Annotated in this window: 13 protein-coding genes, 1 tRNA gene and 1 riboswitch; of the genes, 7 read left to right on the top strand and 7 right to left on the bottom strand. The window is 47.3% G+C overall.

The window, feature by feature from the left end; translation table 11 throughout:
• Nucleotides 1-56: 56 nt before the first annotated feature.
• The gene (locus AC1DXC_RS22290) at nucleotides 57-1,313 is read left to right on the top strand and encodes a cation:proton antiporter (protein ID WP_477461379.1); all 1,257 of its coding nucleotides are present in this window, start codon (nucleotides 57-59) and stop codon (nucleotides 1,311-1,313) included.
• A 54-nt stretch (nucleotides 1,314-1,367) separates the two neighbouring features.
• Here AC1DXC_RS22290 and cysM read toward each other — a convergent pair whose 3' ends face one another.
• Entirely contained in the window at nucleotides 1,368-2,240 is an 873-nt protein-coding gene (gene cysM, locus AC1DXC_RS22295; RefSeq protein ID WP_477461380.1) for a cysteine synthase CysM, read from the bottom strand.
• Between the two features lie 5 nt (nucleotides 2,241-2,245).
• On the bottom strand, nucleotides 2,246-3,061 hold the full coding sequence (locus tag AC1DXC_RS22300) for a serine O-acetyltransferase (protein ID WP_477461381.1): 816 nt from the start codon (nucleotides 3,059-3,061) through the stop codon (nucleotides 2,246-2,248).
• Between the two features lie 815 nt (nucleotides 3,062-3,876).
• On the opposite strand from AC1DXC_RS22300, the gene AC1DXC_RS22305 reads away from it, so the two are divergent.
• The 5 genes from AC1DXC_RS22305 to AC1DXC_RS22325 all read left to right on the top strand — a co-directional run bounded on the left by AC1DXC_RS22305 (nucleotide 3,877) and on the right by AC1DXC_RS22325 (nucleotide 10,912).
• Complete coding sequence (locus AC1DXC_RS22305) at nucleotides 3,877-4,995, top strand: cysteine desulfurase family protein (RefSeq protein ID WP_477461382.1); 1,119 nt, start codon at nucleotides 3,877-3,879, stop codon at nucleotides 4,993-4,995.
• A gap of 8 nt (nucleotides 4,996-5,003) precedes the next feature.
• Nucleotides 5,004-5,075, top strand: a tRNA-Cys gene (locus tag AC1DXC_RS22310).
• A 109-nt stretch (nucleotides 5,076-5,184) separates the two neighbouring features.
• A riboswitch (SAM riboswitch) is annotated at nucleotides 5,185-5,293 on the top strand.
• Between the two features lie 97 nt (nucleotides 5,294-5,390).
• A complete protein-coding gene (locus tag AC1DXC_RS22315) occupies nucleotides 5,391-5,963 on the top strand; it encodes a TlpA disulfide reductase family protein (RefSeq protein WP_477461383.1) in 573 nt (190 codons plus the stop codon).
• 316 nt (nucleotides 5,964-6,279) lie between these two features.
• Nucleotides 6,280-9,468 carry a SusC/RagA family TonB-linked outer membrane protein gene (locus AC1DXC_RS22320; RefSeq protein WP_477461384.1) on the top strand — a complete coding sequence of 1,063 codons (3,189 nt, stop codon included), beginning with the start codon at nucleotides 6,280-6,282 and terminating at the stop codon, nucleotides 9,466-9,468.
• Nucleotides 9,469-9,472: 4 nt separating this feature from the next.
• Nucleotides 9,473-10,912 (top strand): SusD/RagB family nutrient-binding outer membrane lipoprotein, encoded by a 1,440-nt coding sequence (locus AC1DXC_RS22325; RefSeq protein ID WP_477461385.1) that lies wholly within the window; start codon nucleotides 9,473-9,475, stop codon nucleotides 10,910-10,912.
• 113 nt (nucleotides 10,913-11,025) lie between these two features.
• Here the strand turns inward: AC1DXC_RS22325 and AC1DXC_RS22330 are convergent, their stop codons facing one another.
• Entirely contained in the window at nucleotides 11,026-12,204 is a 1,179-nt protein-coding gene (locus AC1DXC_RS22330) for a metallophosphoesterase (protein WP_477461386.1), read from the bottom strand.
• A 200-nt stretch (nucleotides 12,205-12,404) separates the two neighbouring features.
• Between AC1DXC_RS22330 and AC1DXC_RS22335 the strand changes: the two genes are divergently transcribed.
• The gene (locus AC1DXC_RS22335; protein WP_477461387.1) at nucleotides 12,405-13,094 is read left to right on the top strand and encodes a hypothetical protein; all 690 of its coding nucleotides are present in this window, start codon (nucleotides 12,405-12,407) and stop codon (nucleotides 13,092-13,094) included.
• Nucleotides 13,095-13,159: 65 nt separating this feature from the next.
• Here the strand turns inward: AC1DXC_RS22335 and AC1DXC_RS22340 are convergent, their stop codons facing one another.
• From AC1DXC_RS22340 to AC1DXC_RS22355, 4 genes are all read right to left on the bottom strand, one after another.
• Nucleotides 13,160-17,284 carry a hybrid sensor histidine kinase/response regulator transcription factor gene (locus tag AC1DXC_RS22340; RefSeq protein WP_477461388.1) on the bottom strand — a complete coding sequence of 1,375 codons (4,125 nt, stop codon included), beginning with the start codon at nucleotides 17,282-17,284 and terminating at the stop codon, nucleotides 13,160-13,162.
• 500 nt (nucleotides 17,285-17,784) lie between these two features.
• A complete protein-coding gene (locus AC1DXC_RS22345; protein ID WP_477461389.1) occupies nucleotides 17,785-18,921 on the bottom strand; it encodes a glycoside hydrolase family 26 protein in 1,137 nt (378 codons plus the stop codon).
• Between the two features lie 54 nt (nucleotides 18,922-18,975).
• Entirely contained in the window at nucleotides 18,976-19,890 is a 915-nt protein-coding gene (locus tag AC1DXC_RS22350) for a hypothetical protein (protein ID WP_477461390.1), read from the bottom strand.
• A gap of 8 nt (nucleotides 19,891-19,898) precedes the next feature.
• Nucleotides 19,899-21,407 carry a RagB/SusD family nutrient uptake outer membrane protein gene (locus AC1DXC_RS22355; RefSeq protein ID WP_477461391.1) on the bottom strand — a complete coding sequence of 503 codons (1,509 nt, stop codon included), beginning with the start codon at nucleotides 21,405-21,407 and terminating at the stop codon, nucleotides 19,899-19,901.
• Nucleotides 21,408-21,412: the final 5 nt, after the last annotated feature.

The following is a 21,412-nucleotide window of genomic DNA, read 5'->3' on the forward strand; positions in this document are numbered from 1 at the left end:
CTTTTTACCATCAACGCCCTATCAAACTGGGCAAATACTATTTGCTATAATTCGCCATGGTTTCTAAACTCAGTTCATCAGAGATAATACACTTCCTGCTTATTTTGTTAATTATACTGATACCTGCCAGGTTACTGGGCGAACTATGCCGCAGGTACAAACTCCCTGCCATCATCGGCGAAATTTTAGCAGGCATCGTAGTAGGCCCTACCGTACTGGGGTTACTATTCCCGGCAGTGTTCGATAATATTTTTCTATCCGCGCCGCATGCTTTTGAAGCCTTTGACGGCATTGCCAATATCGGTATCATCCTGCTGATGTTCATCGCCGGTTTCGAGGTGGACCTAAAACAAATCAGGAAGGATGGCAAACAGGCTGTAAGTATAAGCCTTACGGGCATTATCTTCCCGTTTGCTATAGGCTTTGCCGCGGTTTGGTTCCTGTACGAAAGCCATTTTACCAATGGCGCCAATAACCAGTTGGTTACTTCGCTGTTTTTTGGGACGGCCCTATCCATTACAGCCCTTTCAGTAATCACCAAAATATTGCTCGATTTAGATTTGCTGACTACGCGCATCGGCAACATCGTTTTAACCGCAGCCATGGTTGATGATTTTTTGGGCTGGATATTGTTCTCCGTCATCATTCAGCTGATGCATGTGGGCAAAGGCGAAGCGTCTTTTTGGTCGGTAATTATCGTGGTGCTGTATGCGATTTTTATGCTAACCGGCGGGCGTTGGCTCATACACCGGCTGATGGAATATGCCGGCAAGGGCGAGAAACCCGGTCGGGCGCTCACCATGGGCGTTTGCCTATGCCTTATCAGTGCCTGCGTTACCGAAGCATTAGGCGTACGTGGCATATTTGGTGCGTTCCTGGTGGGTATTGGCATTAACGATTCCAAATACTTTACAGATAAACACAAGCATGTTTTGCATCAGTTTACCATCAACGTGCTGGCTCCCCTGTTTTTTGCTTCGGTGGGCCTAAGGTTGAATTTCATCGCCAACTTTAACCTCGAAATCGTATTGATCATACTGGTTATTGCCTGCGTGGCCAAACTGGTTGGTGCCGGTATTGGCAGCGCCTTGAGCGGCATGACCAAAAACGAATCGATAGCGGTAGCTTTCGGTATGAATGCGAGGGGTTCGCAGGAAATTGTGCTGGGCTTGTTAGGCATGCAGGCCAAAATAATAAGCGGCCCTGTGTTTGAGGGGCTTGTGATTATGACGGTAGTCACCATGGTAATATCAGGCCCTATTATGAAGTATTATTTCCTTAAAGAGCAGAAATTGGTTTCTGCGCCAGCCTGATTGCTTACCCGTCAATAAAAAAGGATACTTATTTAGTGATTTAATCGACTCGAATTATCCGAATAACGGGCTGCTCAAATAACGGTCGCCGCGGTCACAAGCGATAAAAACAATAGTGCCCTCTGTTAATTCTTCTGCAATTTTTAGTGCAGCCGTGCAGGCTCCGCCAGTGCTCATTCCGGCAAATACGCCTTCTTCTTTAGCAAGCCTGCGGGCCATATGGGTGGCGTCCTGCTCCGAAACGTCTAACGTCCGGTCAACACGCTTTGCATCGAATATTTTGGGCAGATAGGCCGGCTCCCAGCGACGGATACCCGGTATAGACGAGCTTTCTGTTGGCTGGCAGCCGATAATTTGCACATTTGGGGCCTTCTCCTTCAGATAACGGGAGCAGCCCATAATGGTACCCGTTGTTCCCATTGCGCTAACAAAATGGGTGATTGCGCCGTTAGTATCATTCCAAATTTCGGGTCCGGTGGTTTTGTAATGGGCCATATAGTTATCGCTGTTGGCAAATTGGTTCAGCAAAAAATTCCCTGCGGCGGCACCTTTCTCTTCCGCATAATCGCGGCATGCTTCTATGTTGTCCAATAACGTAACCTTTGCTCCAAACGCTTCCATGGTCAACGTTCGCTCCCGCGTGGAGTTTGAGGGCATAACTAATTCTATGTCCAGTCCATAAAGGCTCGCGATCATGGCCAGTGCGATCCCTGTATTACCGCTGGTAGCTTCAATCAAACGCGTGTCCTGGTTAATGTCCCCGCGTTCTATCGCGCTGCGTATCATGTTGAGCGAAGCCCTGTCTTTAACACTGCCACCCGGGTTGTTCCCTTCCAGTTTGGCAAATACTTTTACGTTTGGGTTAGGGTTTAATTTTGTAAGCTCTACCAGTGGGGTATTGCCAATAAGGTCTATAATGCCGGCCATATAATCTATATTTCAGACTTAACTTCTATTCGTAATTGATGGGTGTTGAACACGTTAGAATAAGGCTCCACACTTTTGGTTAAAAATACGCTGCCGCCTATAATGCTATCGTGCCCTATAACCGTTTTGCCACCTAATATGGTACTACGGGCGTATATGGTAACATTATCTTCTACCGTGGGATGGCGTTTGGTATCTTTGAGGCCCTTACTAACCTGTGCTGCACCGATGGTTACACCCTGGTAAATAGTTACATTTTTACCGATGATGGCCGTAGCACCGATAACAATGCCTGTACCATGATCGATACAAAACGGAACGCCTATGCGGGCGCTAGGATGAATATCCACCCCTGTCCTGCCATGTGCATGCTCGTTTAGTATTCGTGGGAGGATGGGTATGCTTAATTGCGAAAGCTGATGCGCAATGCGATGAACTGCTATTGCATAAAAGCCGGGATAAGAAACAATTACCTCGTGCACACTGCCTGCCGCCGGGTCTTTCTCGTACATGCGGGCGGCATCGGCCCGTAGGTCCTGGTATATTCGTTCCAATGCGGCGTAAAAATGCTCCACAGCGTAATCAATATCAATGGCATCGATATCCAGGTAGCTCAACAAGATATTTTCCAGTTCTATCTGGTTCTTTTTCAGCTGGCCTTCGTAAATAATTTTCTTGTTGAGCCTGTTGTTAGGGAACAAAAATTCCAACAGGTCGTTGAGCCAATGGATGGCCTGTTCGTTAGATGGCGTGGCCTCCCATTCGGCTTTGTGCGTTTGAAAAAGTAATTCAATAAAGCTGTTGAGCTGTAAATCTTTCATGTTATTTCTTAGATGCTGAGAGAGGTTAATTAATGCGCAGCCACACTGCACAGGTATTTTTTTCGAAAAGGTGCTGCGTTTCAAAATAGGTTAAACGCAATAGTGGCCGCTACCGACCCTGAAAAACTAATTCAACACGTTTGCATAAAATACATTGTGGATATGATTGATAAATAGCACCTGCTTCTCACAAATAAGGCACACAATTATAGTATATTAATACTATAGAATTAGTGTGAAACCTAAAAAAAGATGTTTATGAAGTGTCACAAATAACGTTCATATTAAATTATGTAATGAGTTCAAGGGCGTGGATATGACCTCTTAATATACGTCGAAAACAATGCCGAAACTTGATTCGTAATAAGAATGATGCCCTATCTTCTCCTTCCGGGCCACTTACAACCTGCGGTGGACCTAATTGCTGCTAATATCCTGCTCCCAATTCTGGTCGGCGCATTAAAAAGGAAAGAGTTCCTGATGGGCAGGAACTCTTTACAACCAATTATAAACCTGAATGAAGAGAAAGTTCTTTAAAGAGCTACAAGACACTTAAACAATTTCAAAAAAACATTACACTGCAAATATAAAATATATTCTACTATTTCTATGGGAATTATAGAATTAATTCTACTTTTGTCTCGATAAGTATTTACTGATTTTATTAATTGTTGGTTAAACCAGAGCATCCTTGTCCGCAAGGATGCTTTTTAAACTGCTACCATGAAACTGCGCCTGTATTGTTGTTGCTGAAAAATCAAGCTTAGCCGCCCCGGCTTTTAAATAATATCATCGTTTTATTCTATTTCAGTATTATGGGTATTTACCTCGACAATGCATCCTCTACTCCCATCCATCCGGATGTTTTCAGCACTATGGCGCCTTATATATTAGAACACTTTGGCAATGCAAGCGCAAACAATGCATACGGTCGAAAAGCCAAAGAGGCTATAGAAAATAGCCGGAGTATAATAGCGGCGTTATTGAAAGTGCCTGCGGAAACAATCGTTTTTACATCAAACGGTACCGAAGCAAACAACATGGCACTGGCTACCGCCGTTGCCGGGCAAGGCATAGATCATATCATTACCACGCCTTTTGAGCACGGCGCTATTTTGCAAACCATGGGCGTGCTGCAAAAGAAACATAACGCAAGGATAAGTTATTTGAATACAGACAGGATTGGCCGGCCCGACCTTAACCACCTCGAATACCTGTTGCGTACCAATACGCGCAACCTGGTATCGGTAATACACGCCAATGCCATTACCGGGTTGGTTAACCCGATAGCAGACATTGCCGAACTCGGACACAGCTATGGCGCTACCGTCCATTCAGACACGATACAAACCCTTGGCAACTATGCCCTTTATCCCGAAAGGTTGAAGCTCGATTTTGCATCGGCGTCGGCAAATAAATTCCATGGGCCACTCGGAGCAGGGTTTTTAGTTAACCGCAGCGGCAAGCGCATTAGCAAACTCGTTTACGGCAACAGCCCGGAACAGCAAACAGGTACCGAAAACGTAGCGGCGATTGTTGGGCTTGCAAAAGCTCTGGAAATAGCCTACTGGGATATTGAGGATAAAATCAATTATATCAAGGCCCTAAAAATAAGGATGATCACAAAACTGCAGGCATTGGTTCCGGGTGTGCGGATAAACGGCGGCAAACCCGAAGAGAACCTCGCTACAATCTTAAGTGCCAGCTTCCCTGATTGGGGCGGGCTGCCTTTGAGCAACCACCTGGACGATATCGATATTATCGTTTCGGGCGGTTCCGATTATACGGCACAATCAATCCCGGTATTCAAAGGCTTAGGCATAGCAACGGACATGGAAACCATCAGGTTTTCGTTCAGTTACAAAAACACGTTAACCGAGATTGATGAAGTAGTGGAAAACCTGGCTACTCAACTGAAATCGGTGGCCGCCTAAATTACTATGGTGGAGTGGCCGAGTGGTTAGGCGGGGGTCTGCAAAACCTCAAACGGCGGTTCGATCCCGCCCTCACACCTCAAAAACACAAACGCAGATCAACAAAAAAAAACGATATGACAATTAAATTATATAAAGCCCATGGGGATAGTAGAATTAATTCTATATTTGCATCGTAATCGTTCTTAATAATTATCAAGAAAGACTGAGGGAAAGGCCCGATGATGTCTTAGCAACCTGTACGCCATAGGTATAAAGGTGCTAATTCCTGTCTGCAGCAATGCAGAAAAGATAATGTCCGCAAAATTATTTGCAATACCTGTAAAAGGTGTTCATTACGTCATCCTCCCTCTTTCCGTCTTCTTGCTGTTATTCGGGGCACAACACATCAACACATGAAAAATAAATACTTATTATTAACAGGCATCCTGCTGTTATCTGCACTTTTTGCAGAGGCGCAATCTGTAACGCCGGCAGCCCCTGCGGCAGATGCCGACCGCGGCTACATCGTTAAAACCAGCGATCTTGCCCCTACAGATTTTGAACTGCGACTTACCGACGGCACAAAAACTTCACTAGCTCAGCTTAAGGGCAAAATCGTTATCCTGCAGTTTACAGCAAGCTGGTGCAGCGTATGCCGGGAAGAAATGCCTCATTTGGAAAAAGAAGTGTGGCAGGCCTATAAAGACAAAGGCGTTATCCTGATAGGGGTTGACCGCGACGAACCCCTGGAAAAGGTAAGCGCCTTTCAAAAAGTAATGAACATCAGCTACCCGCTGGCATTGGATCCGGGTGCTGATATCTTCGGGCGGTTTGCCAACAAAAAAAGCGGTGTAACCCGCAACGTGGTGATAGACCGCGACGGCCGGATAGCCTACCTAACCCGCTTATACGATCCACAGGAATTTGCCGGCATGCTGAAAGCCATTGACGGCCTTGTAAATAAACCCATTGTTGCCCTTAATTAATCCCTAAATAGAATTAACATAATCGATATCATATGAACACCTCTACTATCAGCCCTTACCGAAGTCTCTGGTTTGCCAATCACACCTTACATTTTAACAGCCTGATGGCTAGCTACCTCTCTTCTATGTGTTGTTATTGCTAATCCTTCAGCAAGGTTCCGGGCATAAGCCACCGCTTTAAAGCCCCCGGAGAAAATCAGCTTTCCATTCTTTACAAAGTCAACAAGCCCGCTGGTATTACACCTTTTGTGTAAACCATAGCGCGAGCTGCATGCATTCGTATTGATATTTTTTTTGACCCATTCATTAACAAATCATGTTTAAAAATTACAAATCGTTACTGGCAATCGTATTGCTATTCTTCACCCTGCAGCAGGCAAACGCCCAGTCTGTAAAAATAAGCGGCGTGGTAACCGCCAAATCCGATGGGCAGCCCCTACCCGGCGTAACCATCGGCGTAAAAGGTGCAACAACCGGCACCCAAACCGATGTACAGGGTAAATTTACCATCTCTGCAAACGCCAATGATGTATTGCGGATCTCTTATATCGGCTTCAATACGATCGAAGTTCCTGTAAACAACAGCGGTGAACCACTGAAGATAGTGTTGGAAGAAGCACCCAATTCATTGAACGAGGTGGTTGTTACGGCCCTAAACATCTCGAAAGATAAAAAATCACTGGGCTATGCGGTGCAGGGACTTAAGTCGAGGGACATTGCTGAGGCTAAAGAGAGCAACCTCATCAATGCCTTATCGGGCAAAATAGCGGGTGTAAACGTTACCGGCAGCCAGGGGGATATGGGCTCATCCCGTATCGTTATCCGTGGCGAAACATCGGTATCGGGCAATAATCAACCACTGTTTGTAGTAGATGGCGTTATTGTAGATAACTCCCAGTTCCAGGGCACGAATGGTTCAAGGGATTTTGCCAATGCTATTTCCGATTTGAATTCAGAAGATATCGAATCTATCAGCGTGCTGAAAGGGCCAAACGCAGCGGCCCTTTACGGTTACCGTGCTGCGGCGGGCGTTATCCTCATCAAAACCAAAACCGGCAAAGGTGCCAAGGGAGCAGGTATTACCCTCAATTCAAACACCTCTTTTGCTACCCTCAAGGTATTCCCCGATTATCAGAACGACTTCGGGCAAGGCTCAAACGGCAAATTCAGCTACGTTAACGGCGCTGGTGCAGGCGTAAACGACGGTGTAGACGAAAGCTGGGGCCCGGCATTGAACGGCCAGTTAATTCCGCAATTCTTCTCAAACGGGCAGCCTGCACCTTTCGTAGCACATCCAAACAACGTGCGCGATTTCTTTAGAACAGGCGTTACGCTCAACAACGGTGTTGCTTTAGCAGGCAGCAGCGATAAATTCGATTACCGTTTATCTTACAACAACCTGCACCAAACCGGCGTGGTGCCCAATTCTTCGCAGGGCAGGAATTCGTTCTTGCTGAACACTACCTTCCGCCCCAATTCAAAACTAACCATTACTACCATCGCCAATTATATTAAAGATGATGCCGATAACCTGCCTGGCGCATACGGCAGGCGTGCTACCAGCACCATGCTGCAATTTACATGGTTTGGCCGCCAGGTAGACGTAAGCCAACTTAAGAATTACCGCGATGCCAACGGCAACACCTTCAACTGGAACAATAGCTACTATAGCAACCCATACTTTATAGCGTATGAGAACACTGTTGGGCAACACAAAAACCGCATTATTGGTAGTATAGAACTAAACTACAAGATAATCGAGGGCTTATCAGCCAACTTCCGTACCGGTACGGATTATTATAACGACAGGCGCAAAATTAAGATTGCTTACGGTACCAATGGCACGCCGTTCGGCTCTTATGAAGAGGATGCCTACACAGTTAATGAAACCAATACCGAAGGCCGCTTACAATACACCAAAAAATTAAACAAAGATTTCACCTTCGATGGCTTTGTGGGAGGCAACATCAGCACTATTTTAAATGAGCAGAACGACCAGATAGCGCCTAAGCTGGCAGTAGCAGGTTTGTACACGCTAAGCAACTCGCGCGATCCGCTGGTATCGTCTAATTACTACGGCAAATTAAAAACCTATAGCTACTTCGCGTCGGCACAGTTAGGCTTCCGCAACTATGCTTTCCTGAACTTAACCGGCCGTAACGACTGGTCTTCTACCCTTCCGGCATCAAGCCTGTCTTACTTCTACCCGTCTGTAAACGGAAGCTTGGTATTGTCTGAAGCGTTGGATTTGAAGAGCAATACCTTAAGTTATTTAAAACTGCGTGGTGGCTGGTCTAAAGTGGGTAAAGCAACTACGCCCTACCAGTTGATCAATACTTACAACTTTACCGCACCATTCGGCACCAACCCGCAGCAGAGTGCAGCAAGCATCAACCTGAACCCCGATTTGAAACCAGAGACCACAACATCCGGTGAGGCAGGCGTTGAAGCCGGTTTCTTTCACGATCGTGTAAGGCTGGACCTGAGCGTTTATAACACCAACAGCGTTAACCAGATACTCAACGTAGACGTAAGCCAAACAACAGGCTACAGCCAAAAACTAATCAACGGTGGCCGCATCAACAACAAAGGGCTTGAGGTGCAATTGGGATTAACTCCTTTTAAATCTAAAGATTTCACATGGGATGTTACCTTGAACTACTCACGCAACAAGAGCAAAGTTATCTCATTGGATAACGAAGGTAAACTGCAAAGCTACATATTGGGTACCAACCGTACCGTACAGGTATTAGCCGCTGTTGGCCGGCCATATGGAACTTTATTCGGTAATGCTTATACCCGCGATGCTTCGGGGAATATCGTTATCGGTGCGAACGGCACGCCCGTTATCAATCCTACAAAACAATACCTGGGTAAATACACGCCGGATTGGTTGGGAAGCATCAACAACAGCTTTACTTACAAAGGCGTTAACCTAAGCTTTTTGGTGGATGCGCGCATAGGCGGTTCCATCTACTCCAACACCAACCGGACAGGTACTTATACCGGCGTACTGGCCTCAACCTTACCCGGGCGTGGTGCAGCTAACGGTGGCTTATCTTACTACTATCCCAACAACAACACCTCTGCTGCTGCGGTTCAGGTTGCCGCAGGCACAAGCGCACCAGGTGGCGCAACGGTATATGACGATGGCGTAATTTTCAAAGGCGTAAAAGCCGATGGAACCGCCAACACCACTATTTTGCCGGCACAATCTTACTACAAAGGCTTCACCAATGTTGATGAGGCATTTGTTTACAGCGCATCTTACGTAAAGCTTCGCGAGGTTAAACTGGGCTACACTTTCCCTTCGCAGTGGGTTAAAGGCATAGGGCTGCAATCGGCAACGGTATCGCTTGTTGGCCGCAACCTGTGGATCATCCATAAAAACGTACCGAATATCGACCCTGAGACTGCCTTCAACACCGGTAACGGCCAGGGCCTGGAAGATCTAACCCTGCCAACTGTACGAAACATCGGCTTTAATGTTAACCTTAAATTCTAAAACAATGAAACTCAAATATACAACCATACTATTGTCGGGAGCGTTATTACTATCGGTAAGTTCCTGCAAAAAGGATTTGGTAAAAATCAACCAAAATCCAAATGCTTCGCAAAATGCGCAACCTGATTACTTACTGACCGCAGCAACCAAAGCAACCGCCGATACCTATTGGGGTACTGCCAATAATATGGATGCCAGTCTGCTGTTTGTGCAGCATTGGGCCAAAATACAATACACCGATCCCGACCGGTATATTTATACCAACACCGCATTTAACGAATTGTGGAGTGTTGGCTATACCAAGAGCATCGTAAACCTTAACCAGATCATTAAACTGGCCGATGCGCAGGCTAACCCTAATTACAAGGGCGTGGCGCTGGTATTGCGTTCATGGGTATTTACATTGCTTACAGATAACTACGGCGATATCCCCTACACCCAGGCTACCAACATCAGCACCTACCTTACGCCGGTTTACGACAAACAAAAGGATATTTACTTCGCCTTGTTAGAGGACCTGAAAACGGGACAGGCTGCATTGAATGCATCCGGCCCTGCTATAGCAGGCGATGTAATCTACAGCAACAAAATTGCACAATGGAAAAAGTTCGCCAACTCGTTGCGTTTACGCATTGCCTTAAGGATAGCCGACCGCGAGCCCGAAAAGGCAAAGCAAGTTTTAGCCGATATTCAGGCAGAAGGCAGTGGTTACATCAGCGCAAATAGCGAAACTGCCCAACTGGTTTACCTGGCATCGCCAAATCAAAACCCGATAAGCAACCTGTTTGATACCCGCGACGATTACCGCATCAGTAAAACGATAGTAGATAAACTATTTGCGCTGAACGACCCACGTTTACCTGTTTACGCCAGCAAAACCCAGGATGCTACCCCCAATACCTATGTGGGCATACCAAACGGTTTATTGGTTGGCGATGCCAGTAACCTGGGCTTCACCAAAACATCAAAACCAGGCACCTACTTTTTGGCACCGGGCGCACCGGCGGTAATCATCAGCTATGCAGAGGTATTGTTTGACCGTGCAGAAGCTGCCGCACGTGGCTTCACAACCGAGAATGCTGCCGACCTTTACAATCAAGCGGTAACCGCATCCTTAAAGCAGTATGGCATCGGCGATGCGGCAATAGCCACCTATATCGCGCAGCCATCGGTACAGTACGATGCTACCAACTATAAAAAATCGATAGGCGAACAAAAATGGCTTGCACTATTTGGGCAGGGCTTAGAGGCCTTTGCCGAATGGCGCAGGCTGGATTACCCGCAACTGCAACCAGCGGTAGCAGGTACCCTTAGCGGAAAATTGCCTTTGAGGTTTATCTATCCCGGTACGGAGCAATCCTTAAACGGGACAAGCTACCAAGCTGCTGTAGCCAGCCAGGGTGCAGATGTGCTGACCACCAAACTTTGGTTTGATGTGAATTAATCGCACTTAAAACGGCACGATAAACAAGCTGCCCGCAATGGGCGGCTTGTTTTATTTTAAGGGCATACGGCGTATCTGAAAGAGCCTGGGCCCGGCAAGCTGCGCGATTTGCATCAAACCGCAACCTGAGGCTTCCGTCTCAGCGTGAGCACGGCTATTTCGGGCCAGATACCCACCCGCCCTTTAAGGCCTAAAAAGCCAAAACCGCGGTTAACATACAAGTAACGGCCTGCTTTTTCATATAGCCCCGCCCATTGCTTGTAAACGTATTTGATCGGGCTCCACTTAAAGCCAAAAAGCTCGAAGCCGAACTGCGCGCCATGCGTATGCCCGGCAAGCGTAAGATCTATACGCTTATCATGGCCCAACGTAACGGCGTCCCAATGCGAGGGATCGTGCGACATCAATATCTTAAAATCCTTATCAGCCACGTTGGCCGTAGCCAAATTGAGGTCGCCGTATTTATGGAAACCGCCTTTGCCCCAGTTCTCAACACCGATCAACTCTATCGAGCGGCCATCTTTTTCAATCTTCACCCTTTCATTCAGTAACAAACGGAAGCCTATCTCGGTGTGTACTTCCTTCAACCTTACCAGGTTATTGCGCTTTTCTTCGGCATTTTCCCATTGCAGGTAATCGCCATAGTCGTGATTGCCCAATACAGAAAACTTTCCAAGCGGTGCTTTCAATCCGGCAAAGGCGGGTATCCAGGGGTCCATTTCGCTGGCCTGGTTGTTTACCAGGTCGCCGGTAAACAATATCACATCGCTTCCTTGCGCATTCACCAAATCGAGCCCTTTCTGTACGCCTTCGGCATCGCTGAAACTGCCTGCATGGATATCTGATAATTGCGTGATGGTAAAATCATTAAATACCTCCGGCAGGTTCTCAAAATACAAGATAGTGCGCCTAACCTTATAGTAATGCCGGCCTTTAGTAATACCGAACAGCACCGAGAAGAAAGTAATCAACGCCACGGCAATTACGAGCTCGCTAAAAAGATAGCTTCTGGCAGGGGTATGGCGGAACGGCCTTGTGAGATCCTCTAATAGTAGAAACACATCCCCGATAAGTTTAGGTATAAGCGACAATAGCATTAGCGACATAAATGGCGACACCAATCTGCGCCTGCCGGTCAGCAGGCTAAGAGCTATCCCGCCGGCCAGGAAAATATCCACTGCCCAATAAATATAAAAAGTAACCGGCCCCGGGGCCAAGGTGTTAATTGCTGCAAAAAAATAAATGTCGATCAGCAGCCATAAGATCAACACGCTAAATATTCGTGATTTCATATGAGGTAAGACGACTGCGGCTGAGAAACATTTTAACGGGCAATTCAAGATTGCCGTTCGATGACAAACGCCGGAGCATCCGCCGGGCGCATGCAATCGGAAATCCAAATCCATCTGTGTACTAAAACGAAACTTTTGTGGACTTATTTAAATAAGAAGCAATATAGCTTTGACCAGTTATAAACCAAAAACCATTTTTTATGAGAAAAATCAATCAAATTGGGGTTGGCAGCTTGCTGCTGCTAACGCTTGCCCTTGGCTGTGCAAAAGATGCCAGCAAACCATCGTCAACAGATGTTAATGCCGATGGCAAAAGCACTACCCCGCGCGCCGCACTGCCGCAAAGCGCCTTTAACCTGTGGCAAACCTGTAACGGTGTACCCTACAACATCTCGGGCACTAATGGCATCTGTATTCCGGTGGGCAATTGCAGTACGGATATTGATGCCGCGCAACAAAAAACAGGGCAAACCGCCAATGGCATGCAGTTTAACGGCGCGTTTAAAGGCGGTAGCAACGCCTACAGCGGCTCAAGCGAAGAGGCTGTATTTGTGTGCGACAATGTAACCCAATGGAACGGCAACGAGATGGGTTTCGTTAAAACATTGGAGAACAACGACCTGAAAGCCTACCTGCAAGGCGGCGGGCAGTACATTACCGCGCTAATATCGCATAACGATAACGGCTACCATACCTTTAAAGCCCAGGCACGTTCTACCAACACGCACATGGTTGATTTTTATGTAGATGGCACTTACAAATGCACGCTTACCAACAACAGCGGCAGCTACTACAACAAGTTCTTCTACTTTGTAGGCACCAACCACTGGTACGGAGGCAGCACCCCTACCGGCCAGCAGATAGAGATGTATAATATGGTTACTTATTAAGTAACAAAACATAACAGCAAAGGCGGCCTTTCGGTCGCCTTTGCTGTATTAAATCATTTCGGTTATTACTTCGAGGCTTTGATGCCCGGCAACCTGTTTTGCGCCCGGTATTCGTTTGGCGAGCAATTGTATATCTTTTTAAACTCCCTAAAGAAATAGGTTTTATTGTTGAACCCCGTGCGGTAAAATATCTCAGATACGGTTAAGTCCGATGCGGTAAGCAACGCCGATGCCTTTTGCAGGCGGATGTGGCGGATGAGCTCCGTAGGCGTCATATCTGAGAGGGTTTTTATTTTACGGTACAGCTGGATTTTACTGAGATTGAGGGCGTTTTCCAGGAAGGCGCCATCCAATTCCTCATCTATATTTTCCTCTATCACACGGGTTACTTTTTCTATGAAGCTTTTATCGCTGGCATCCAGGTCGCGGGTATCCAGTTGCAAGGCGGCGTTGCCTGTGTTGAACAGCTTGTGTAGCTTATCGCGGTATTCCAGCAGTTTCTGCACGCGCACCAGCAAATGCTCGGTTTGGAAAGGCTTGGGGATGTAGGCATCGGCGCCGCAGCTATAGCCCTCCGTCATGTGTTGGATGGTAGTGCGGGCAGATAGCAGCACAAACGGGATATGGCAGGTTTCGGCGGTATTTTTTACCAGGTCGCAAAGTTGCAGGCCGTTCATATCCGGCATCATCACATCGCTGATGATGAGGTTGGGCATGGCGCGGTTGATTACTTCTATGGCTTGCTTGCCGGTAGATGCCTCGTAAATGATGTATGCATCACCCAAAATATCTTTCAGCAGGTAGCGAATAAGCTCTTCATCGTCTACAATTAAAATGGCTTTTTTCTCCTCCTGTTCAAAGCTTTTCACCAGCGATTTTTTGTTATTATCCGCCAGGTTGAAATGCACCACCGGCGTTTGGATATCGGGCAGGGAAGCAAACACGTAAGATGCATTATCGCTTTTATCTGCCGCTTCCACAATTTTGTGCTTATCGGCGGGGACGAAATTGAGCGGCAACAGCACTTTAAAAGCAATCCAGTTGTTCTCGCAGCTAACGCTTATCTCTCCACCTAGCAGGTTCACTAGCTGCCGCGTAAAGGCCAGCCCTATGCCCGAACTTATCTTGCTTTGCTGACTGCCATCCACCACAAAGAAGCGGTCGAACAGGCGGCTCGTCTCCGCATGGGTAAGCTTACAGCCCGAATTAGCTACTACGATTTCCAGCATGTCGGTGCCTTTTTTGGGATGGGCATCAAAAATAATATACTCCCTTGGGCCGCAGTGCTTAAAAGCGTTTGAGAGCAGGTTGAAGATGATTTTCTCCAGCTTATCTTTATCCATCCACATGCTGATGCCGGCATCTATATGGCTCGAAAAATCGAGCTTTTTTTGCTCGACCAATGCATCGAACAAACCCGAGCGGTTCGTCAATAAATCCGATACATCAATATAGCTGTAATGATTTTGCAGTTGCCCGGCCTCTGCTTTACGAAACTCCAACAACTGGTGCAACAGAAAGTGCAGCCTTGATGCCTCCTGTTTTACGATGGACAGGAAATTGCCGCCTTTTTCCTGTTGTGCCGTATGTTTCGATTTGAAAAGGTAACGCTCCAGCGAGCCGAGGATTAGCGTTAAGGGAGTTTGCAGTTCGTGCGCTATATTGGTGAAAAAGTTGAGTTGCTCCTGGTGCAGGTGTTCGTCTTTCTCGCGCAGCAGGTGCTCCATCTTCAGCTCCTGTGCCATCACGAATTTGTTCTTTCGGTAACGTACGAACAAGGATACCGACCCGAAAATGACGATCATGTAACCTGCAAAAGCAATGGGCGTAAGCCACCAATACTGCCTTACGGTTACGGTAAAAGCGGTAACCCCGGGTGTCCAAACTCCTTCGCCGTTGCTCCATTTTATCTGTAGGGTATAATCGCCCGGGGGCAGGTTGTTGTAGATGATTTTCTCGTGCTTGCCTATAAAGTGCCAGCCTTTATCGCTGCCTGCCAAGAAATAAGCGTACTGGCATTTTTGCGAATTGGTATAAGTAATGGGCTGCAGATTAAGTTCGAAATAATTGTCCTGCGGCTTTAGAACATAGTGCTGGGTAATTACCGAGCCATTCCTGGTCAGTACCTTCAGCCCGCGCTCCGGCGCATTTTTCCCGGCGAACTGCATATCAGATATCAGCAGGTGCGGCTGCTCGTTGCTTACGTTGATATTTTGCGGCATAAAGTAGTTGAAGCCGTAAATACCGCCGAAAAACAGCATACCGGCCTTATCCTTCCAAACGGCGTTATCGCTAAACTCGTCGCTTTGCAAACCGTCGGATTCTTTATAGTGGACTATCTTAAGGCTCTGCGGGTTTATCTTCGCCAGCCCTTTATTGGTGCTTATCCAGATGTTATTTTGGTTATCATCGCTGATGGCGTGGATGGTATTATTGGGCAGGCCATTATCGGTACTAAGCTTTTTGAACACCGGTTTGGCAGATGCGGCCGCCTCGCTCTCGTCAATCCAATTTAGCCCAAAACTTGTGCCCACCCAAAGCCGCTGCGCTTTATCCATGTAAAGCGATAGCACATCGTTATTGGACAGGCTACCATTGTATGAGAAGGCCTTGAACGTTTTAAAGCTTTTGGTGGCTTTATCGAACATGCTCAAGCCACCATACCGGCAGCCAATCCATATGCGGTTGCCGCCGCCCTGTGCAAGGGTGTAAATAACGTCGTTCGCCGGGCCTTTATTATCACCGCTGCGATAGCTTTGCAGATAGCTTATCTTTATCTGCCCGGCTAAGTTTTGCTCCAGCTTTAAATGTACCAGCCCGGTCTCGTTCAGGCCCAGCCAAACGGAGCCATCCTTATCGGGCAGTACGCAATGCACCGAGCCGAAGGATGGGTAATCTTTACTGTTGAGGATTTCGCTCCAGCGGATGAAGTGCTTCCGTTTAAGGTCGTACACGGTGATTCCCTCCGCGTCAGAGCCGATATAGGCCAGCCCATCCTGCCCTTTTTCGATGGCGTAGACACAATTATCCAGCAAATCCACATTGGTGTGGAAGGTATTGATGGAGGAAAACGACACGTTTTTGCTGCCCCAATCTTTTATGGTGATAATGCCGTTGCCCTTGGTGCCTATCCAAAGCTCGCCATTGATGTCAGAAAAAGCCCTCACCGGAATATGGAACGATTGCCCGTTTGGCTGCTTTTGTACGATGCCGAAGTAGTTCTCTTTTTTGGCCACCTTCATTACACCATTGCCATCGGTACCAAACCAAAGCAGGCTGGTAGCATCGTTCATCAGCGAGGTTATTCGTACGTTCTGCAACACCGGTATCTGCGTGGCAATAACCTGGGCGGGTTTAAACTGCTCGTCGTACTCGCCTATCCCTTTTGATGCCCATGCAAATACGTAATGGTTCTTGAAGAAGCTCATCGAACGTACCTCGTGCGGCAAGCGGGTCAGCAATTGCTTTTGGTACTGCTTGTCAATCGCATTCAATTCGGCCTTAGTGGTATAAAATACGCGGTGATTGCTGAAGAAGATGTTATCGATGTTTTGTACCGATTTGAATTGTTTTACCGCCACGAAGCCGGAAGTTGTACGTTTAAATGCTTCCAGTATCCCGTTATCCTTTAGCAGCCAAAGGTTATCCTGCTCATCGAACAGGATTTTCACCAGCATAAAATCAGTAAGTCCTTTGATGCCAATCTTATCGAAGGCATCGGTTTGTTTGTTGTAGAGATATAGTTGCGAGCTGTTCTTATTGGCGGCAAATACGTTATCGTGGCTGTCTATCGCCACCGTAAACCCGCTCGATTTTACCTTTTTGGCGTTGTAGAAGTAGTTGGTAAAATCTCCGGTATTTTTGTTGAATTTACTGAGACCCTGCACGGTGCCTATCCAAATATTGCGGTTTTTATCGCCCTCTATCTGGTAGATGATATTGCTGGCGATGGCATTTTTGTTGTCGGCCTTTTCGTAGTTGAAAACGTGGATATTGTTGCCGTCATAATAGTTCAACCCGTCCCAGGTGCCGAACCAGATGATGTTGTCGCTATCCTGATAAATGGAGTTGATGCAGCTGTTGGAGAGCCCGCTGCTGTTGTCTATTTGCTGAACCGTGAACTGTGCCTTACACAGATTGGCAGACAACACAAAACCAAGCAATACTATTAATGCACGTAAATATCTCATACAACCGGCATTTAAATTTAAGCAGATGCTGACGCTGCGGATAGCATAGGAAACACCCCGACAGGTCATTTATAATTGTGTATCAAAACTAAGTTTACAGCCCAAAGTAAAGTAATACTATTTTAACATTTAAAACGCCTGGCTTACGAAAAACGCTGTTTACGCGTTTTGAGATAGCATTTTTACAATGCAAAATTTACGCATAAAGATGAGCTTGTGCCAAACCCGCGTTGCTTGGTGGATAGAGCGTAGATGTTAAAAGCAAGGTTTTTTGCGCAAATTTAACACACTGCAACAATACTGATGGTGACACCGTTTTGACACCATTTTAAAATTTACAAATGCCTGATTAAGAGAATATTGAGAATGTTCACGGTGTTCACGCTGCGCCGCGTGAACACTTAATGAGAAAAGAAAAGCTAAATCCATCTAATTTTCCGATAAACAAAGAAAAGGCGGAGAACCTCCCCGCCCTTCAACCAATATAAAACTAAAATTACCTACCAACCCGGCATCTTATCCAGCGTAACCACACGCGGAGAAGTGTATAGCGTTTTGATATTCGCTTCCGTATTGCCCGAGAAGGTAAGCTCTGACCAACTCATGAAGAACGACCATCTGGGTTGCGAAGCAAGCTCATCGGCCGTGGGCAATTTCTCGCACTCGCCTATCACGATGGGCTTGCCCGCGGCCGCAGCAACCATAATATCATACTTGGCTTTGGTGTAGCCACTGCCATCGTACACGTCCAGCGCGGCTACATCCCAGTAAGCATCGCCCGGTTTGTAGGTGGATGCATCGCTGCCTAGCGAGCCAAAATCCTGTATATCCCAAACCCAAATGAGGTTGGTGAGGCCCTTGGTCTTGGTCATGTAATCGTGCAATTGTTCGTACAAATTGCGCGTACCATTGGCACCCGGGCGACCGCCCCACCAAAACGCGCCCTGGTTCATTTCGTGGTATGGGCGCCAGAGCACCTCCACATTCTTATCTTTCAGCTGTTGCAGGTACACACAAATCTCATCAACCAGGCCTTTCCATTTGGTATTAATGACCGTACCATCTGTGAGCAGTTCTGTCCATTGCGCATCCGTAAGTTTGCTTTGCACGCCTGTGGCATCAAATCCGCAAGGCTCGGCAAGGGCCGGGTTGCAGGAGTGCCACATGATGTTTACCAGCGCGCCCTTTTTGTATTGCGCAACAGCTTCGTCGGTCATTACCTGCCGGTTCATAATATTATCCGCCTGGAACAGGAAATCGCCGCTCCACAGTGCCGGGTACTTGCCGGTAACGCTGAAAGTTTTGTTGGTCCATACGGCGGGGGTTGTGTTTGGCTCGCGGTTATGGATGCCGCTTACCACTTTGCTACCGGTTATGCTGTAGAGGTATTTTAATGATTTGAATGGTGTATTGGGTATCACGGGTACGATTACCTCCGGTGCGGGCGGCGATTGTTTTACCTCTTTTTGGCAGGCGTAAAAGGCAAATGCTACACACATCAATCCTATTGCCGATACTATGGTTTTATTTTTCATCGATAACGATTTAAAGCGCCTTATTAAAGGCTGGTTTTGGAAAGCATCCGCAAGTGCTTTGGCGGATGCGTTTTTGGTACTGATATGCAGGTTATTAACCATCAGGCTTAAGTATTAACGGCGGGCATAACTATTACGCCCGCTGTTATAAATTTATTATTGTTTCTTAACATCAACCCAGAGCTTATATGGGCGTTTCACTATCTTATCATAGTCGCTATAGATATTGCCATAGTCATCCGCACCGGCTAAGGCGAAGGTGAAGGCATTATCGGTAATGGTTTTCTTAAGGCCGTTACCCAAATCCGTAGTACCTGCGCCATCAAACGTGCATACCTTGGTAGTACCGTCCGGGAAAGTGAAAGTGATGGTATTATTAGCATAGTTGTGCAGCCATTTGCCGTTACCTTTGGGGATAACGCGATACTTGCCGTTAACATCGGTAACCGGGTTTTTGATGAAGGTAAAATCGGCATAAGCCCCGTCGGCACCGGCCGCGTTTACTACATCGCCTTGCGTATTGCCATCGGCAGTGATGCCGGTATAGGTAAAGGTTAGCGTATTATCATACTCCGATGATGGCCCATTTGCCGGCCAAACTGATTTGGAAGCCAGATTCAATACAGCGCCACCACCATATTGCGGACCAGTACCGCCATACAAAGTATAATCCTGTATGCTAAAGGTGCCCAGCAATGCCTCGGTAAATGGCTGGATAATTACCGTCCACTCGCGGGTTTCGCCTGTTTCTGATGTAACGGTGTATTTGGCCTTATTGGCATTCGCCGCAAAATCTACCGGCTGGCCGGATGCCGGGCTCACCGTCGATTTATACGAGGTTTGGATATTGGGTTTCACCGCGTTGAAGCTGGTACCTGCCTGCAGCAGCACACGCACGGTAACGGTAGCGTTCGGCCTGTCTACAACGGCGGGGCCAACCTGCACCAGGCCATCGCCCAGACTTACTGCTTCTATCGCACGCTCATGGCTTTGGATACCCGCGGCAGGGTCTTTTTTACAGGCCGCGAATAACAGCAGGGCCAGTAGAAATAAGTAATTTATGCGTTTCATTTTCTTGCTTAGTTATTGTTAAGATTTGGGTTCCTGTCAACTTCCGATTGCGGGATAGGGAAAAAGTAAGGGTCGCCGCTTACGCTTTTGCCGTATTTGGTTACCAGTATATTCTCGATATTATGCGTACGGCGCAGGTCGAACAAACGCTGACCCTCGAAACATAATTCCCATGAACGTTCCTGCAAAACCGCATCGCGGAACTGTTGCACGGTTAATCCCGGCGGCAGGTCGCCCAGCCCGGCACGCGTGCGGATGGCTTTTACGGCGGCATAGCCTTCGGGAGTAGGGCCGCTTGCTTCGGCATAAACCAATAGCACATCAGAGTAGCGAAGGATGGGCGTGTTACAGCTGGTTTGGTCGCCGGCCTGCCAGCCCGAATCGTTGAATTTATTGCTAAAGGGGCGGGTGTAAGCATCGGTAATGCTCAAATTTTGGGTTGGCCCGGTGCCAGAATTACCGCCATTCACATCGCTGATGGTAGAGATGATAAGCTGCGTTTTGCGCTTATCATTGGCATCAAAGCTATTGTATAGAGCCGATTCAGTTAAAAACTCGTTAAACCCTCCCGGAACGAATACCCCGTTTGGCAACCTGAAATTCAGGTTCGGCATGAACATTTTTGGGAGTTTGGAGTAGAGGCCCTCGTTGGTGCCGGTGCGGTCGGCGCTGGCATCCCAAAGGTGCTCGGGCCCTGCCTTCTTGGTTACATCGTAAATAGCTACAAGGCTTGGGTCTAAACCATAGGCGGTTTGATCGTTTACTACTTTGCCCGAAAACTCTTTGGCTTTGGCGTACATATCATCGGCGCTGGCCACAAAATCATAACCCGGTGAGCCGGTAGCTTTGCCCGAAGCCAGCGTTAAATACACCTTCGAAAGTAATCCCCACGCCCCTACCTGGTTTACGCGACCGAGGCGACGGGTTTGATCCATCATGCCTGCGGCTTTGGTAAGGTCGGCGATAATCTGGTCGTAAATATCCTTCATGGATGATTTACCGAGGTTGGTTTTGCTGGGGTCGTCTACCGGTTCCAAATGCATTGGCACCGCACCGAATAAACGTACCAGGTTAAAGTAGTGCAAAGCACGCAGGGTGTATGCCTCGCCTAATATTTCATTCTTGGCGGCATCAGCTATTTTGGTAATTGCGGGCACATAGGCTATAACTAAGTTAGCCCTGTTGATGCCCACATAAGGCAACTGGAAACCCGGCCTCAGCGTACCGTTTGTTGATGTTGCCGATAATTTATCCAGCAAAATATTATCCGCGCTTTTACCTGCGGCTACTTCCATATCCTCGGTTGGTGCCTCGGTGAGGGTGATGAAGTTACGCGAGTAATAATCTAGATCGGGCAGAATGGAGTAGGCATATATCAATGCCGAATTGGCATCCGCCTCGGTTTTATAAAAGTTATCGGTGGAGAGGAAGCCGTAGGGCTTCTCTTCCAGTTGTTTTTTACAGGCAGTGAAACCGGTAAGGGCTACAACCAGCGCTATATATTTTAATTTTTTCATGTGTT

The sequence above is a fragment of the Mucilaginibacter sp. P2_D11 genome, assembly GCF_056404435.1.